Consider the following 16,549-nt stretch of genomic DNA (forward strand, 5'->3'; position numbering starts at 1 on the left):
GATAGACAGGTAGACTGCACAGTTTGACTGCATATCTTGTCAAGACGACCATCTTGCGGACGCAAAAAAGCCGGGGCGGGAGATGGCCTCCCTGCCCCGGCTTGCCGCTCATCCTGCGATGCCGGCCGCTTAGCTGATGTAGTTGAACAGCGACAAGCCCGAGATGGAAGTGAATGACTTCTGCGCCGCCTGCAGGGTGATCTGCTGCTGGCTGAACAGGGAAATCGCCTTCACCATGTCCAGATCCTGCAAGCCCGACAGGGTGCTCGCATATTGCAGGTCGAGGTCGTCGCCGGCGCTGTCGAGGGTATCGAGCTCCTTCAGGCGCGAACCGACTTCCGCGCGCACCGACAGCACGTTGTCGTAGGCCGTGTCGAGCAGATCGTGCGCCGCGTTCAGGCTGGCCGTCAGGCGCGCCTGCCCCGCGTCGCCCGTGGCCGGCTGGCCCAGTGCGCCGATCAGGTTGGTAATCGTGGTAAAGATCGATTCCTTGCTGCTGGGCTCCAGGGTGAACTTGTCCAGGTCGGCCGGCTTGCCCGCGATATTGACTTGCTGGCCGTCAAAGTTGATGGCGTCGCCCGACTTGTAGGCCACCGGCACGGCGGGATTCGGGATGGTCTGGCCCAGGGTCACGTCCGTCACGGTATAGGTCGTCTTGGCATCCGTGCCCGTGCCCGTCACCTGGAAGTCGATCGTGTACTTGTGCCCCGTCAACTTGGTGGGATCGGTGACGGTGCCGCCGGAAATGATGCCGGCGCCACCGCGCGTGAAGTTGCCCGGATCGGCCGCCGTGGTGAACTTGCCATTGCCCGTCAAATTGTTCTCGAATACGGTCGCACCCGAGTCGCTGGTGGCCAGGTAGCGCGCCGAGCCCACTTGCAGTTCGCGCTGGCCCTGGTCGCCCACATAGGTGGCGCCGCCCGGCGTCTGGCTGAACGGCTGGGTGGTCGACTTGTAGCCGGAAAACAGGTAGCCGCCCGCGTTGTCGGACGTGTTGGCGATGCCCATCAGGTCGGTCAAGCGGCCTTTCAGCTCCGTGGCCAGACTCTGGCGGTCGATATCCTTCAATGCCGGATTACCAGCTTTCAGCACCAGTTGCTGCACATCGGCGATCAGCGAGGTGGTGCTGGCCAGCGCCAGCTCTTCCTGCGACAGGAAATTCTTGGCGTTCGAGCGGTTCGTCACGAATTGCGTGTTGATCGTTTGCGACTGCGTCACTTCCAGCGCGCGCGCCGAGGCGATCGGATCGTCGGCCGGCGTCAGGTTGCGGCGATTCGCCGACAGCTGCATCTGGGTGCGGTTCAACGCGCCCTGCAGATTGTTCAGCTGCGTGCTGCCCGCGTCATAGATCATTTTGGTACTGATGCGCATGATGCTGCCCTTCCTGATGGCGGCGGACGCCAGGCGCCGCCGCTTGAATAATTAACGTCCGAGGCCGATGACCACGTCGAACAGGGTACTGGCGATCTGCATGACCTTGCCGCAAGCCTGGTAGGCTTGCTGGTAGCGCAGCAGGTTGGCCGCCTCTTCATCGAGATTGACGCCGGAAACGGCCTGCTGCTGCGTGCTGGTTTGTTGCAACAACGCAAGACTTGCCAGGCCGCTGACTTGTACTTCGCGCGTCTTGTTGCCGACATAGCTGACAGTTTCCGCGTACGAACCCTGGAACGTGGCCTTGCCGCCATCGAGAATGTTCTTCGTCTGCAAGCCCGCCAGCAAGGAGGCATTGCGGTTGTCGCCCACGCCGCCCGAGTTCGGCGCGATGGTGAATTTATCGCCTTGCGCAGGCGCGCCCGTCATGTTGACGTTGATGCCGCCAAAGCTGAAGCTGTCGCCTTCCGTGTACGGGATGTTCGCCGTGCCGGCCGGATACGTGGTGGTGGCGCCGTTCAAGCCTTTCACCGTCACGGCCTGGCCCGCCGGGAAACCCGACAGCGAAGTGGTCGCCTTGTCATACGTCAAGGTGACGGTACCCGTCAAGGCGTTGCCCGGCGTTAGATACGCCTTGTCCACGCTACCTGCGCCGAGCTTGCCGCTACCCGTGTTGCTGACGGGCGCGCCCGTGGCGATCGGCGCGCCGGCGGCCAGCTTGTTGCGGTCGGTAATCGCCACGGCCAGGTCGGAAGCGCCGTGCGCGGTCGGCCTGACCATGAAGTTGTCGCCTTCGGCAGCCGCGCCCGTGATCGAGAAATCCACGCCGTCGATGGTTTGCGGCACGGTTTGCGGATAGGGGTTGATGGTCGTTTTCGCGCCGTCGCTCTGGCGCGTCACCACATAATTGGCGCCGTCATACTTGACGGCATAATCGCTGGCCGTCAGCTTGGTCGGATCGCTGACCTTGGCCGACAGCACGGTCGTGCTGGTTGCGTTATTGCGGTAGTCGGCGCCGATGACGGGATCGGGCAACTTGAAGAAATCGCCCCCCATGTCGCCATTCAAGTCCTGGCCCAGCTTGTGCTGCTCATTGAAGGTGGAGGCCAGCGCGATGGCGACCTTGCCCAGCGAATTCTGGATGCGGTCCAGGCTGCCGCTGCGGAATTCCAGCAAGCCGCCCAGCGCACCGCCGCTGAGGGAACTTTCCGACAGCTTGGTGACGGAAGTGCCCGTCACATAGCCCACGTCCAGGCGGTTCGGGTCCGTCGGCGACGGCGTGGTGGCCAGTTCAAAGTTCTTGTCGCCCACCACCAGCGGCTGGCCCGAGCCGATCGAAACGGTAATCGAGTTGCCTGCGCCAGGCTGAACAGTTGCCTTGACGTATTTGTTCAGCTCCGTGATCAGCTGGTCGCGCTGGTCCAGCAAATCGTTGGGCTGATTGCTTTCATTCACGGTCAGGTTGGTAATCGCCGTATTGAGTTCCGCGATCTGCTTGGCGTAGGAGTTGATCACCTTGACGTTCGAGGTGATCTGCGAATTGACTCCGTCGCCGATTTCCGTCAGGCGCGCGCTGAGGCCCTGGAAACGGGCCGTCAGCGAATTTGCGCTCGACAACAATGCCTGGCGCGACGAGACGGAAGATGGATTCGAGCTGAAATCCTGCACGCCCTTGAAGAAATCGGCCATCGCCGGCGACAGCCCGGCCGTGGGGTCGGCCAGCATATTGTCGATCTGGCTGATCTGCGTGTAATACGCATCGAGCGAACTGGTGGCCGACTGCGCGCCATTCACCTGGGCCGCCATGAAACCGTCGTACTGACGCTTGACTTGCGATACCTCGGTACCATTGCCAACAAAGCCATAACCGGCATTATTGAACTGCGCCGTCTGCTGCAGCACCACCTGGCGGTTGTAGCCGTCCACGTTGGCATTGGTGATGTTATGCCCGGTCGTCGACAGGCCCACCTGCGCTGCAAGCAAACCGCTCTTACCGATGCTGAGTAGATTCGAAGTCATGGTGTCTTATTGGTTACCGTCAAATGTATTTACGGCAGCCGCGGCGAAAACTTGAAGCGCGCGGCTTGCACGGGGGCAAGGCGGGGCGTCAGCCGACCAGCGAATTCTTGATAATTTTTGTCAGTTTGGCAGCGTAATTCGGGTCCGTCGCATAGCCGGCTTTCTGCAAGCCATGGGCGAACGTGCTGGCGTCGCCCGCGCTGGCCAGCACTTTTTCGTAGCGTTTGTTGTTGGTAATCAACTGTGCATAATCCTTGAAGCTGTCCGCGTAGCTGTCGTAGGCGCGGAATTTTTCCACCTTGCGCTGCGCCTTGCCATTCACGTATTCCGTGGTGACGGCTTCCGTGACCTTGCCCTTCCAGTCGCTGGATGCCTTGATGCCGAACAGGTTATGGCTGCTGCTGCCGTCGCGGGCGATGATTTCGCGCTTGCCCCAGCCCGTTTCCAGCGCCGCCTGGCCCAGCATGAACTTGGCCGGGATGCCCGTGGCGCGGCTGGCTTCTTCCGCATGCACGCCCAGCTTTTCCTGGAAGGCGCGCACGTGCGGCGCCTGCGTGGCGTTGGCCTTGTCGCTCAGGGTCTTGCCGCTGGCGGCCACGCTGCCGGCGCCTTCCGTCAGGGCGCCCTGCTGCTGGCGGAAGGCGGCCAGCGCCTGCGCCATGCTCGAGGAACGGGGCGACGGCGCTTCGGCGCCATCGGCGGCCAGCGCCTGGTTCGACGACGACAGCTGGCGGATCAGCACGTCGGCCAGGCCCGTGCCCCGCTTGGCCAGGTTCTGGCTCGTCTGCTGGTCCAGCATCGAGGTGTACATCTTGCTTTGCTGGCTATCCATGATGCCGTCCTGCGGCGTGGCTTCGCGCATGCTTTTCATCATCATGTTGATGAACATGGCTTCGAATTGCGTGGCCGCCTCTTTCAGGGCGGCGGGATCCTTCGCCTTGGCGGACTGGCGCAAGCCATCCATGCCCTTGACGTCATAGGCGGCGGTATTGCTGAGGTCGGTTTGACTGATCATGGCGTGCCCATCAAATGATTTCGAGTTCGGCGCGCAGCGAACCGGCCGCTTTCATCGCCTGCAGGATGGCCAGCAAGTCTTGCGGCGAGGCGCCGATGGCGTTCAAGGCCTTGACCACGTCGGACAGCGAGGCGCCGCCCTTGACCAGCATGACTTTGCCCGGTTCCTTCTTGATATCGATCTGCGCCGTCTGCGTGACCACCGTGCGCCCGCCCGACAAGGGCGCCGGCTGGCTCACTTGCGGCTCGACATTGATGGTGACGGACAGGTTGCCGTGCGAAATGGCGCATGTTTCCAGGGTCACGGACTGGTTCATCACGACGGAACCGGTGCGCGCATTCATGATGACCTTGGCCGCCAGGCGGGCCGGATTGACTTCGATGCTTTCCAGCTGGCCCAGGAAGGACACGCGCTGGTCGCTGCCGCTGGGCGACTGCACCTGGATCACGCGGCCGTCGAGCGCGGCGGCCGTGCCGGCGCCGTAGCGGCTGTTGATGGCGTCGACCACGCGGCTGGCGGTGGCGAAATCGGTGGCATTCAATTCCAGGCGGATGGTGTTGTTGGCGCCCAAGGCCGAAGGCACGCTGCGCTCGACCGTAGCGCCGCCCGATATGCGGCCCACGCTCAGGTGATTGATGACGACGGAGCTGCCGGCCGCCTGCGCGCCCACGCCGCCCACCAGCACGTTGCCCTGCGCCATGCCGTACACCTGGCCATCGGCGCCCTTCAGCGGCGTCATCAGCAAGGTGCCGCCGCGCAAGCTTTTCGCATTGCCCATCGACGATACCGTCACGTCGAGCAACTGGCCCGGCTGGGCAAACGCGGGCAAGGCCGTCGTCACCATCACGGCGGCCACGTTTTTCAGCTGCAAACTGGTGCCTTGTGGCAAGTTGATGCCCTGCTGCTGCAGCATCGCCGCCACGCTCTGGATGGTAAATGGGGTTTGCGTGGTCTGGTCGCCGCTGCCGTCGAGACCGACGACGAGGCCATAGCCCATCAGCTGATTCTGCCGCACGCCGGCGATGCTGGCCAGGTCCTTGATGCGCTCGGCTTGCGCCACGGGCGCCAGCAGCGAGGCAGCCAGGCCGCAGATGGCGAGAAAACGGGGAAAGGTCAACGTTGCCATGATCAGAAAGGCAGCAGGCTGAGGAAGAAGCGCGACGCCATCGAGGCCATTTCGGCGCGGTCGATCTGGCTGTTGGTGCGGTATTCGACGCGCGCTTCGGCCACCTGGGTCGATGGCACGACGTTGCCCGTGCCTATGGTGTCGGGATTGACCATGCCCGAGAAGCGGATGAATTCCGTACCTTTGTTCATGGCGATCTGTTTTTCGCCGGCAACGATCAGGTTGCCATTCGGCAGCACTTCAATGACCGTCACGCCGATCACGCCGGAAAACGTGTTGCTGGCGGACTGGTTGTCGCCATCGGCAAATTTCGTCGCGCCATTTGCCGCCACGGTGCCGCCCAGGCGGCCCTGCAGCATGCCCGGCGTGCTGAAGCCCACGCTGCCCGACTTGTTGCCGGAACTGGCGCCCGCCTTGACGGCATTCGTGCGCTCGGTGATGGCGATCGTCATGGTGTCGCCCACGTGGCGCGCGCGGCGGTCTTCGAAGGCGGGACGGTAGGTCGACGGCTGGTAGATGGAGCCGTTGTTGACGACCACCGGTTCCGGCATCGGCGCGCGCGTGCTGGTCGGATATTGCACGATGGACGTAGGCGTGATGGCGCAGCCGGACAGCAGGGCTGCAGAGAACAAAGCGATGATGGGGTATTGCATGGCGAACCTCCGCTGCCATCCGGCGGCGGATGGCATGACGACTATGAAAATTAAAGTTGCGACAATTTCTGCAGCATTTGATCGGATGTGGTGATGGCCTTGCTATTGATCTCGTAGGCGCGCTGCGTCTGGATCATGTTGACCATTTCTTCGGCCACATTGACGTTCGACGTCTCGATATAGCCTTGCATCAGCACGCCGGCGCCGTTCGTGCCCGGGGTGTTGGTTTGCGCCACGCCGGAAGCGCCCGTTTCCATGTACAGGTTTTCGCCCTTCGATTCCAGGCCGGCGGGATTGACGAAGGTGGTCAGTTGCAGGGAGCCGATTTGCGATGGCGCAACGGTGTCGGGCAAGGTGACGGACACGGTGCCGTCGCGCGCCACGGTCAGGCTCAGCGCATTGGTCGGCACGGTGATGGCGGGCTGGATCACGAAGCCTTCCGAGGTGACGAGCTGGCCATTGGCATCCGTCTGGAACGAGCCGTCGCGCGTGTAGGCGGTGGCACCGTCCGGCATCAGCACCTGGAAAAAGCCCGTGCCGTTGACCATCACATCGCGCGAATTGCCCGATGCCTGGGGATTGCCCTGCGTATGGATGCGTTCGGTTGCCACGGTGCGCACGCCGGTGCCGATCTGCAAGCCCGATGGCAGCTGGGTTTGCTGCGACGATTGCGCACCCGGCTGGCGCACATTTTGGTAGAGCAAGTCTTCAAACACGGCGCGCGACTTCTTGAAGCCCGTGGTGCTGACGTTGGCCAGGTTATTGGCGATCACGTCCATCTGCGTCTGCTGCGCTTCCAGGCCGGTCTTGGCAATCCAAAGGGAACGAATCATGATTTTTCTCCAATAACAGCGCTAACCAGCCCTGTAGACTATTTCTATGTGACCATTATGCGGTGGCCCCCGTCAATTCAAAGCGAGGATCTGGGTGGCTTTCGCCGCGTTATTCTCGGCATTCTTCAACAAGCTCATTTGCGTTTCGAACTGGCGCGCCAGGGCGATCATGCTGACCATGGAGTCGACGGGGCTGACATTGCTGCCTTCCAGCGCGCCCGTGGTCAATTTGACGGCTTGGTCGGCTTGCGCCACCGTGCCATCCTTCAGGCGGAACAGGCCGTCATCGCCGCGCACCAGTTGCTGCTCGGGCGGGTTGACCAGTTTGATGCGTCCCAGCACCGTCGACGGGCCTGGCGGCACGTCGGTGGAAATCGTGCCCACTGTGCCATCGCTGGCGATGGCCACCGTCACGCCGGGCGGAATGGCCATGGGGCCCGTATCGCCCTGCACCATCAGCCCCGACTGCGTTTGCAGCATGCCGTTTTCATTGAGTTTCAAGGCGCCGTTGCGCGTATAGGCTTCGGAACCGTCGGCCGACTGCACCGCGATCCAGCCGCCGTTTTCCACGGCCACGTCGAGCGCGCGGCCCGTGTGCTGCATCGGACCTTGCGTGAAGTCGGAACCGACCGTCGAATCGACGACAAAGGCGCGCGTCGGCATCATGCCGTCGGCCACCACGGGCACGGCGCGGAACGAGTCGAGCTGGGCGCGGAAACCCGTGCTGGTGGCATTCGCCAGGTTATTCGCCGTGGTCGCCTGCTTGTCGAGGATATGCTTGGCGCCCGAGCCGGCGGTGTAGATGAGACGGTCCATTTTTTATTTCTCCTGTTGCCTTCAACCCAAGGCAGAAACCGGGGTCGGACCTTAAGGTCCGACCCCAGCCTTTCACCGTTAGGGGTTCAATCCGTTAGCGCAAGTTCACCAGAGTCTGTAAAACAGAATCCTGCGTCTTGATGGTCTGCGCATTCGCCTGGTAGGCGCGCTGGGCCGTGATCATGTTGACCAGTTCCGCCGTCAGGTCGACGTTCGACACTTCCACCGCCGAGGCGCGCAAGTTGCCCAGGTTGCCCGTCTTGGGCTCGGCCGTGACGGGCTTGCCCGAAGCCGAGCTTTCCACCCAGGCGTTATTGCCCAGCGGTTCCAGGCCGTTCGGGTTGACAAAGTTGCTCAACACCACTTGGCCCAGGCTGCGCGTCTTGCCATTGTTGTACTGGCCCTGGATGACGCCGTCGTCGCCCACGATGAATTGACTCAGCTGGCCGGCCTTGTAGCCGTCCGCTTCCGTTTTCTTTTCCGCCGTGGTGGTGCCCAGCTGGGAAGACTTGCTGAAATCGACCTGGACCGACAGGGTCGGATTCGCGCCCGTGGCCGGGAAGATCGGCAGGTTGACGGTGACGGGCAAGGTTTGCGGCGGCGTCAGGGCCAGCATGGCGGCCCGGTCCAGACTGCCGACCGTGTTGAAGACCAGCGAACCGGTCTTGACGGCTGGCACATTGGTGACGGCGCGGATGGCAGCGTCGATCTGGTCGGGCGTGCGGCTCGAGTTGATGCCATTCGGCACGGCGCTGCCATAGGTGGCGGCGATGGCGGCCAGTTGCGCCGGCGTGGCGCCCGCGGCAGCGGCGGCCGCCGAGACGGCGGCACCGACGGCATTGCCATAGGCGACGGCGGCGGCCGTCACATTGGCCGGCACCAGCGGCACGGCCGTGGCGGCGGCCTGGTAGGCGGCGCGCGCGGCCAGCGAGGCAGGATCCGTCTGCAGGGCGGCCGCGGCCTTCATGCTGGTCACTTCCGTGCCGTCCATGGCCGAGTAGACATCCCAGGTGTTGGTGCCCGTCTTGACATAGAAATTCGACATGATGTGGGAATTGCCCAGCGAATCGAAGACTTCGACGGGAAACGACTTGTGGAACGAGGTCTCTTCCGTTGTCTTGAATGGCACCGTGGTCGGCATGGCCGTATTCGAATTCAGGTTGACTTCCGTGCTGATCTTGGTCGTTGCCTGCGGTTTCATGTCCGACTGGTCGATCTGCAGGGGCACGATGGCGCCGGCAACGATCTTGCCGTTGGCGTCGGCCGGATAACCGGTCAGCTGCGCCAGCTGGGCATTGACGATGAAGCCGCTTTTGTCGACCTGGAACTGGCCATTGCGCGAGTACTGGATGGCGCCGTTGACGCTGGTACGGAAGAAGCCGGCGCCATTGATGGCGATGTCGAGGGGATTCGACGACGATTCCAGGTTACCCTGGTTGAATTGCTGGGCGATTTGCGAGACCGACACGCCGATCCCCGCCTGGTTGCCGCCCACGCCATACAGCGAGTTGGCATAAATGTCGGCGAACTGGGCCTGCGACTGCTTGAAACCCACGGTCGACGAGTTGGCGATGTTGTTGCCGATGACGTCCAGCGATTTGGCGGCGCCATTCAAGCCGCTCAGGCCTTGTTGGAAAGACATTGTGTTCTCCTGGTAGAAATTAGGGGTAGAGGGTCACGCTAAGGGGAAGCGGCTTACAGAATCTGTTTCACGTCGGCCATGGTGATGCTGCCCACGCCTGGGACATTCAATTTCACGCCGTTCGCGCCCGTCGACACGCTGGCGACCGAACCGAACATCAGCGCCGTTGCATCCGTGAGCTTGGTACCGCCGCGCGTCGCTTCCACCGTGAAGGTATAGGCGCCGTCGGCCAGCACGACCGGCTTGCCATCCTTGTCGAGATCGGCGGTGGAACCGTTCCAGCCCAGCGGCAAGGTGCCCGCCGCCTGTGCGCCCAGGTCGATGGAATGGACTTCCTTGCCAGCCTTGTAGATGACGACCCTGACCTTGTCGGCTGGCGTGGCCAGGTCCACGCCCAGCAGCGCGGCGCTCTTGCTCAGGTTGATATCCTTGCCCGCCGTCAACACACCGTGGCCGATGATGTTGGCCGCCTGCATCGATTCGGCTTGCTGATAGCTGGCTTTCAAGCTTTCCACGGTGGTATTGAGCTTGTTGACGCCCGTCACTGTCGACAGCTGGGCCAGCTGGCTGGTCAGCTGTGCATTGTCCAGCGGATTCATCGGATCCTGGTTTTTCAGCTGGGTAACCAGCAGGGTGAGGAATTTGTTCGTTTCCGCTTCGACGCTGCCTGGCTCGGCCGTCGTCTTCTTCGGATTCATCGTCGCCATCAGGTCGGTGACTTTGGAGGTGCTGGTATCGATGGTTGCCATAATGATCAGTCAGCCTTATTGGCCGATGGTGAGGGTTTTCAGGAGCAGCGACTTGGCCGCGTTCATGGTTTCCACGTTGGTCTGGTACGAGCGCGAAGCCGACAGCATGTTGACCATCTCGTCGACCGTATTCACGTTGGGCATGGTGACGTAGCCCTTTTCGTCGGCCAGCGGGTTCTTCGGGTCGTAGACCAGCTTCATCGGCGACGGGTCTTCGATCACCTTCTGCACCTTGACGGCCGTGGCGCCATTGGCCATCGGCACGGCTTCAAACACCACCTGCTTGGCACGATAGGCTTCGCCCGTGGCGCTGGTGGCGCTGTCGGCATTGGCCAGGTTGCTGGCCACCGTGTTCAGGCGCTGCGCCTGGGCGCTCATGGCCGAACCGGAAACATTGAAGATATTAAATAGCGACATGATTATTGTCCTCCCTGGATGGCCGTCAGCATGCCCTTGATCTGCGAGTTGAGGAACGTCACGGCCGCCTCGTAGCGGATGGCATTGTCGGCAAAGGCATTGCGTTCGAGATCCATGTCGACCGTATTGCCATCGACGGCGCCCTGGGCCGGCGCGCGGTACAGCAGCGGCGTGCCGTCGGCCAGGGTCTCGACCTTGCCGCCGCCGGCTGCGCCCGCAGCCGCGGCCACGCCCTTGCCCGGCATATGCTGCGGCGCCGTGCCCTTCAGGGCCGGCGGCACGCCATCCTTGCGCGCCATCGCGCCCTTCAGCGCGGCGGCGAAATCGACATCGCGCGCCTTGTAGTTGGGCGTGTCGGCATTGGCGATATTCGAGGCGAGCAATTCCTGGCGCGTCGAGCGCAGGCTCAGCGCCGTCTCGTTGAAGCGCATGTAATCGTCGAGTTTCCCTATCATGTCAGGCTCCGGAAAGATCTGCCACTGGCGCCCGAGATGGCGGAAGGATGGCGGATTAGTGATGACAGGAAACATAGTACGGCGCCCACCAGCAAGACCATCGCCGGATCAGACCGTACTTTTACCCCTTAATCGGCGCTTCGAACGGGGCGGCGCGCACTATCATGGCACTATTCCAGAGGCCTATCACCATGAAAACACCGCTTGCTTTCCTCTTCGCTCTTGCCTCCCTGCCACTGCTGGCCCAGGCGCAAAACGCCGGCCGCCAGACGCCGGAAGCGCTGCGCAACAGCGTGGAACAATTCCTGCAAGTGCAAAGCAACGGCTTGCCCGGCAAGGTGACGGTGACCGTCGGCGCCGTCGATCCGCGCCTGAACCTGGCCGCCTGCCCCGCGCCGCAAGCATTCATGGCGCCGGGCGCGCGCGCCTGGGGCAAGACCACCGTCGGCGTGCGCTGCACGGCGCCAAGCAACTGGACCATCTATCTGCAAGCGAACGTGGCCGTCGTCGGCGATTACGTGGCCAGCGCCGTGCCGCTGGCGCAAGGGCAAGCCATCGACGCCAGCCAGCTGGTAACGATGCAGGGCGACCTGGCCGCATTGCCGGCAGGCATCGCCACGGACATGGCCCAGGTGGTGGGCGCCAGCACGAATATTTCCTTGCCACCCGGCACGCCGATGCGCCTCGACACCCTGCGCCGCAAGCCAGTGGTGATGCAAGGCCAGCTGGTACGCGTCGTTTCCAGTGGCAATGGTTTCCAGGTGGCATCTGAAGGGCGCGCCATCGGCAGCGCCGGCGATGGCCAGACGGTGCAGGTACGCACGCAGAGCGGCCAGCAGATCAGCGGCGTGGCGCGCGCAGGCGGCTTGGTGGAGGTCGCCTTTTAAACACGGATGGACAGCGATATTGTGGTCTGGCGCACTAAAGTTTCGGGAGAAGGTGCCGATAATGACACATATCCCGGAGTTTTTTGACTTCGACCAGACGAGGATCACGCTGTGAAAATTACCGACAACACTATTAAAAGCAATCCCGGCCTGCCGGTGGCGCCCGCGAGTACCTCGGGCGCCCGGAATGCCGAGAAAGCCCAGGCAACACCGACAACGTCGGACAATGTACGCCTGTCGCCGCAAGGACAGGCATTAGCGGCCAGTGCAACTGCCGGCAGCGGCGCCGTGTTCGACACGAAAAAAGTCGAACGCATCAAGCTGGCGATCGCCGACGGCCAGTTCCAGGTCAACTCAGAAAAAGTGGCGGACGGTCTCCTCGACACGGTCAAGGACTTGCTGCACTCACGAAATAGATAGGTTCCCTCATGCAATCAGTGACTCCGTTTTCCAGCCTGCGCGACGAGCAACAGCTCATGACCACATTGCTGGCATTGATGAAAGAAGAACAGCGGCATCTGGTTGCGGCTGACATCGATGCAATCACGGAGCTCACGGTGCGCAAGACGGCACTCGTAGGACAATTGAGCCAGTTGGCGGCGCAACGCCACCAGGCGCTGGCGGCGGCCGGTTTCATGGCGGCAGAAGCGGGCATGGAAGACTGGCTGGTGGGCGCCGGCGAAGCGGAAGCGGCGCCCCTGTGGAAAGCCCTGCTCGAGACGACGCGCGAAGCCAAGGAACAAAACCGCCTGAACAGCCTGCTCGTCAACAAGCATATGGTACATACGCAAGGCGCCCTGAACGCCATGCGCCCCCCGGCCCAAAGCGGCAATTTCTACGGCCCCAGCGGCCAACCGACGACGAACACGGCCAGCCGGCGCGTCGTCATCGGCTAATCCCCCTTAGTTAACAGCAACCCGGCAAGGCGCAGCGGCCTTGCCAGCTCAACCGTGCGCGGGACGCCCCGCATGCTGGCGATATTTCGCCACGATGGCTTGCGCCCTGGCGCTGGCCGCGGCTTGCTGCTCCGGCGTCAGCTCCGCCTGCAGCCAGTGCCAGTATTCATCCTGATACGGATTGGTGACGCCGGGCGCGAGGATATCGTCGTAGACCTGGCGCAGGGCCAGCAGGTAGCCATACGCTTGCGGCGCATCCTTCTGCACCACCTCGCCATCGCGCAAGTACGCCATCATCAGGGTGGCCACGCTGGTCAGTTCCGCCTCGTCCGCCTGCGCCGTCAGCTGGGCGATGGCTTGCCGCTTCCATGCCTGCACCAGCGGATCGTCGGGACGGTTGCGCAGCGCGCTGCGGTCGCCGAACGGGCCTTCCGACAGGAACAGGGTGGCCGCGCCCGGCACGCCCGCCTTGGCGGCGGTGGCCAGGTAGCCGAGCCGGTCCTCGCGCTGGCGCTGTGTCAGGCCCGCGCACAGCTGCTGCTGGGCGGCTTTTTCTTCCACCGTCATCTCGCGGCCCAGCTCGAATTCCATGCCCGGCAAGCGCCCTTCGTGCTGGAAGACGATGCAGTCGTCGATCAGGCTGAACGCCGCATACGCGTCTTCCGCCCTGCCGCTGGCGGCCAGGCGCGCAAGCTGCTGCCCCAGGGTCACGGGAACGGGCGCGGCATCGGCGACGGGGGCGGCGTCGATATTCAGATACGACGCCAGGCTGCGCCCCACCGGCGCGCTGGCGGCAGCCGCATCCGCTTGCGGCGCGCCGGCGTCGGGCGCGGGCCAGTACACGAGCGCCAGTACCGCCGCGATGGCAGCGGCGCTGGCGATGCCGGTCAGTTTGCTATTCATGATGAGGTGACGCATAAAAGGAAATACACGTTACCACAGGCCTGCGGCAGCGGGCCGCACGCCTCCGCACGCTCAGCCGCCGGCCTTTTTCGGCTGGTGGCCCAGCTTGGTCAGCGCGGCCAGGATGGTATCGACATGGTCGCCCTGCACCTCGATCACGCCATCCTTGACCGTGCCGCCCGAGCCGCACTGCGTGCGCAACTGCTTGCCCAGCAGGGCCAGCGCCATGGCATCCAGCGGCAAACCCTTGACCACGGTGACGCTCTTGCCGCCACGGCCCTTGGTCTGGCGCGACACGCGCACCACGCCATCGCCCGCAGGCGCCGCCTTGGCTTGCGCCTTGCATGCGCATTGCGCCAGCGGCTGGCGACAGGCGGGACACATGCGGCCCGTTTCGGTGGAATAGACGAGACCGCCCTGGGAGCTGCTTTTCATGAGGGAAAGATAAAAGAGGAAGAAAGCGCGATTGTACCAAGCGGCGGTCCGCAGTTGACGAGCGTCAGTTGGCCGGCGCAGGCGCCACCGGCGCCGTCGGCACTTCCGTCACCGTTTCGGGGATGCCCGACAAAATCGTCACGGCGACCCGGCGGTTGCGCGCGCGCCCTTCCGCCGTTTCGTTCGGCGCCACGGGGATGTTGTCGGCGTGGCCGACGGCCGTCAGGCGCGACGCCTTGACGCCGCTGGCGATGAACAGGCGCACCACGGCGCTGGCGCGCGCGGCCGACAATTCCCAGTTCGAGGCAAAGTTGGAATTACTGATCGGCTGCACGTCCGTATGCCCTTCCACCTGCACGTCGTGCGTATCGTCCTTGAGCAGCACGGCGACGGCGCGCAGGGCCTGGTCCGATTCCACCGTCAGGCGCGCCGCGCCCGGGTCGAACAGCACGCTGGCATTGATTTCCACGCTCACGCCGCGGCTCGTCTGCGTGACCCGCACCTTGCCTTCCTTCACCAGCGGCGCCAGGGTGGAGGTCAGGTCCTGCGCCAGGCGCGTCATGTGTTCGCGCTCGCGGCGGATGGCTTCCGTGCGGCGTTTCAGGGCCGGGTTCGGCAATGGGATTGCCTGCGGCGCTTCCATGATGATGGGCGGCGCGCCCTTTTCCAGGCTGAAGGCCTGGCCGATGGCATTCTGGAAGACGCGGTATTTGCCTTCGTTGACTTGCGAAATCGCGTACATGACAACGAAGAAGGCGAACAGCAGGGTGATGAAGTCGGCATACGAGATCAGCCAGCGGTCCTGGTTGTCCGGTTCCTCGTCATACTTCCTGCGCGCGCGCCGCATCATGGTCAGTGCTCGTGCAAGAGGCTGGAAACGCGCTCTTCGATGATGCGCGTATGGTCGCCCGTGGCGATGTCGTACAGCACGGCGGCCGTGATTTCGTATTGCAGCACGCGGCGCGAAACGATGGCCTTGAGTTTATTCGCCACCGGCAGGAACAGCAGGTTGGCCAGGCCGACGCCATAGATGGTAGAGACAAACGCCACAGCGATGCCGCCGCCCAGCTTGCTCGGATCGGTGAGGTTTTCCATCACGTGGATCAGGCCCAGCACGGCGCCCAGGATGCCGATGGTGGGCGAATAACCGGCCGCCGATTCCCACACCTTGACGGCCTGGCGTTCGGCCATTTCGTAGGCGGAGATTTCCACGTCGAGCAGCTGGCGCAGCTTGTCGGGCGCGATGCCGTCGACGATCATCCTCAAGCCCTTGGCGTTGAAGCGGTCGGCCGTGTTTTCCATCAGGCGCTCGAGCGCCAGCGGGCCGTCGCGCCGCGCCGTCAGGCTCCACTGCCCGATGTCGCGCGCCAGCGCGGCACGCGTGTCGGCCGGTGGCAGGAAGACCCAGCGCAGCATTTCCAGGCCGCGCACGAAGGTGCGCAGCCGCGTTTGCAGCAGCACGGCGCCGAAGGTGCCGATGACAACGATGGCAAAGGCGGCCGGTTGCAGCAGGGAGGCCATCTTGCCGCCTTCCAGTGCCTGGCCGACCAAAAGGCCCGCCAGCGCCAGCGCCAGCCCGATTACGCTGGACCAGTCCACGCCTGCTCCCTCAAGGTTGCGCGCAGGCGCGCGACGGCCTGGGTATGCAGCTGCGAGACGCGCGATTCCGACACGCCCATCACCGCGCCGATCTCCTTCAGGTTCAGCTCTTCTTCGTAATACAGGCCCATGAGTATTTTCTCGCGTGGTGGCAGCGCGTCGATGGCATCGATCACGGATTGCCGGAAATCGGTATCGAGCAGGGAACGCAAGGGGTCGCTGTCTTCGTCCACGCAGTGGCGGTCGAGGAAGCTGTCATTGCCGTCCGGGTCATGAAAGTCTTCGTAGTACACGAGCTGGTGGCCGCCGCCGTCGCCCAGCATTTCCTGGTAGTCGGCCAGCGACATTTTCAGCAGCTTTGCCACTTCCGACTCCGTCGGCGGATGGCCGAGGCGCTGCTGCAAGGTGCTCATCGCCTCTTCGATCTTGCGCATGTTCTGGCGCATGCTGCGCGGCAGCCAGTCGCTGGTGCGCAATTCGTCGAGCATGGCGCCGCGGATGCGCAGCACGGCATACGTCTCGAACTGCGCGCCATGCGTCTCTTCATAGCGGCTAATGGCATCGAGCAGGCCGATCATCCCGGCCTGGATCAGGTCATCGACCTCGACCGAAGGCGGCAATTTCGCCTTCATATGGTGCGCCAGACGCTTCACCAGCGGAATGTGCTCCGTCAGCAAATAGTCCTTGTTCGATTTCCCTTTGACCGTGTACATAGGCTGCTTATTGTTTTCTC

The 16,549-nt window shown here is 63.3% G+C and carries 19 protein-coding genes; 3 read left to right on the plus strand and 16 right to left on the minus strand.

Going from position 1 to position 16,549, the window contains the following annotated elements:
- Positions 1–129 precede the first annotated feature (129 nt).
- The 11 genes from flgL to flgB form a co-directional block, all read right to left on the minus strand.
- Positions 130–1,371 (minus strand): flagellar hook-associated protein FlgL, encoded by a 1,242-nt coding sequence (gene flgL, locus CSQ92_RS14805; protein WP_170846374.1) that lies wholly within the window; start codon positions 1,369–1,371, stop codon positions 130–132.
- Between the two features lie 51 nt (positions 1,372–1,422).
- On the minus strand, positions 1,423–3,390 hold the full coding sequence (gene flgK, locus CSQ92_RS14810) for a flagellar hook-associated protein FlgK (protein ID WP_070253730.1): 1,968 nt from the start codon (positions 3,388–3,390) through the stop codon (positions 1,423–1,425).
- 88 nt (positions 3,391–3,478) lie between these two features.
- Entirely contained in the window at positions 3,479–4,405 is a 927-nt protein-coding gene (gene flgJ, locus CSQ92_RS14815; RefSeq protein WP_099394447.1) for a flagellar assembly peptidoglycan hydrolase FlgJ, read from the minus strand.
- Positions 4,406–4,415: 10 nt separating this feature from the next.
- Complete coding sequence (locus tag CSQ92_RS14820) at positions 4,416–5,531, minus strand: flagellar basal body P-ring protein FlgI (RefSeq protein ID WP_034787148.1); 1,116 nt, start codon at positions 5,529–5,531, stop codon at positions 4,416–4,418.
- 2 nt (positions 5,532–5,533) lie between these two features.
- The gene (locus CSQ92_RS14825; RefSeq protein WP_070281299.1) at positions 5,534–6,184 is read right to left on the minus strand and encodes a flagellar basal body L-ring protein FlgH; all 651 of its coding nucleotides are present in this window, start codon (positions 6,182–6,184) and stop codon (positions 5,534–5,536) included.
- A gap of 50 nt (positions 6,185–6,234) precedes the next feature.
- Positions 6,235–7,017: a flagellar basal-body rod protein FlgG gene (gene flgG, locus CSQ92_RS14830; RefSeq protein ID WP_034754070.1), complete on the minus strand. Its 783-nt coding sequence runs from the start codon at positions 7,015–7,017 to the stop codon at positions 6,235–6,237.
- A 72-nt stretch (positions 7,018–7,089) separates the two neighbouring features.
- A complete protein-coding gene (locus tag CSQ92_RS14835; RefSeq protein ID WP_034787153.1) occupies positions 7,090–7,833 on the minus strand; it encodes a flagellar basal body rod protein FlgF in 744 nt (247 codons plus the stop codon).
- A gap of 94 nt (positions 7,834–7,927) precedes the next feature.
- The gene (locus tag CSQ92_RS14840; RefSeq protein ID WP_099394448.1) at positions 7,928–9,475 is read right to left on the minus strand and encodes a flagellar hook protein FlgE; all 1,548 of its coding nucleotides are present in this window, start codon (positions 9,473–9,475) and stop codon (positions 7,928–7,930) included.
- Between the two features lie 53 nt (positions 9,476–9,528).
- Positions 9,529–10,224, minus strand: a complete 696-nt coding sequence (locus CSQ92_RS14845) for a flagellar hook assembly protein FlgD (RefSeq protein ID WP_099394449.1) — start codon at positions 10,222–10,224, stop codon at positions 9,529–9,531.
- Positions 10,225–10,239: 15 nt separating this feature from the next.
- The gene (gene flgC, locus CSQ92_RS14850) at positions 10,240–10,641 is read right to left on the minus strand and encodes a flagellar basal body rod protein FlgC (protein ID WP_034754081.1); all 402 of its coding nucleotides are present in this window, start codon (positions 10,639–10,641) and stop codon (positions 10,240–10,242) included.
- A 2-nt stretch (positions 10,642–10,643) separates the two neighbouring features.
- A complete protein-coding gene (flgB, locus tag CSQ92_RS14855) occupies positions 10,644–11,096 on the minus strand; it encodes a flagellar basal body rod protein FlgB (RefSeq protein WP_034754084.1) in 453 nt (150 codons plus the stop codon).
- A 191-nt stretch (positions 11,097–11,287) separates the two neighbouring features.
- On the opposite strand from flgB, the gene flgA reads away from it, so the two are divergent.
- The 3 genes from flgA (at position 11,288) to CSQ92_RS14870 (ending at position 12,879) form a co-directional block, all read left to right on the plus strand.
- Positions 11,288–11,983 (plus strand): flagellar basal body P-ring formation chaperone FlgA, encoded by a 696-nt coding sequence (gene flgA, locus CSQ92_RS14860; protein ID WP_034787159.1) that lies wholly within the window; start codon positions 11,288–11,290, stop codon positions 11,981–11,983.
- Between the two features lie 111 nt (positions 11,984–12,094).
- Entirely contained in the window at positions 12,095–12,403 is a 309-nt protein-coding gene (flgM, locus tag CSQ92_RS14865; protein ID WP_034787161.1) for a flagellar biosynthesis anti-sigma factor FlgM, read from the plus strand.
- An 8-nt stretch (positions 12,404–12,411) separates the two neighbouring features.
- Entirely contained in the window at positions 12,412–12,879 is a 468-nt protein-coding gene (locus CSQ92_RS14870) for a flagella synthesis protein FlgN (RefSeq protein WP_034787165.1), read from the plus strand.
- A 48-nt stretch (positions 12,880–12,927) separates the two neighbouring features.
- Here the strand turns inward: CSQ92_RS14870 and CSQ92_RS14875 are convergent, their stop codons facing one another.
- The 5 genes from CSQ92_RS14875 to CSQ92_RS14895 all read right to left on the minus strand — a co-directional run bounded on the left by CSQ92_RS14875 (position 12,928) and on the right by CSQ92_RS14895 (position 16,529).
- On the minus strand, positions 12,928–13,782 hold the full coding sequence (locus CSQ92_RS14875) for a hypothetical protein (RefSeq protein WP_099394450.1): 855 nt from the start codon (positions 13,780–13,782) through the stop codon (positions 12,928–12,930).
- A gap of 72 nt (positions 13,783–13,854) precedes the next feature.
- Positions 13,855–14,217, minus strand: coding sequence for a translation initiation factor Sui1 (locus tag CSQ92_RS14880; protein ID WP_034787171.1), 363 nt, complete (start codon positions 14,215–14,217; stop codon positions 13,855–13,857).
- Positions 14,218–14,281: 64 nt separating this feature from the next.
- A complete protein-coding gene (motD, locus tag CSQ92_RS14885) occupies positions 14,282–15,064 on the minus strand; it encodes a flagellar motor protein MotD (protein WP_099394726.1) in 783 nt (260 codons plus the stop codon).
- A 5-nt stretch (positions 15,065–15,069) separates the two neighbouring features.
- Positions 15,070–15,816, minus strand: a complete 747-nt coding sequence (locus CSQ92_RS14890) for a flagellar motor protein (RefSeq protein ID WP_034785295.1) — start codon at positions 15,814–15,816, stop codon at positions 15,070–15,072.
- Positions 15,798–16,529 carry an RNA polymerase sigma factor FliA gene (locus tag CSQ92_RS14895; RefSeq protein WP_010400804.1) on the minus strand — a complete coding sequence of 244 codons (732 nt, stop codon included), beginning with the start codon at positions 16,527–16,529 and terminating at the stop codon, positions 15,798–15,800. Before CSQ92_RS14895 ends, CSQ92_RS14890 begins: the two co-directional genes overlap by 19 nt.
- Positions 16,530–16,549: the final 20 nt, after the last annotated feature.

The organism is Janthinobacterium sp. BJB446 (assembly GCF_002735655.1).
In the GTDB taxonomy this organism is placed as follows: Bacteria; Pseudomonadota; Gammaproteobacteria; order Burkholderiales; family Burkholderiaceae_D; genus Janthinobacterium; species Janthinobacterium lividum.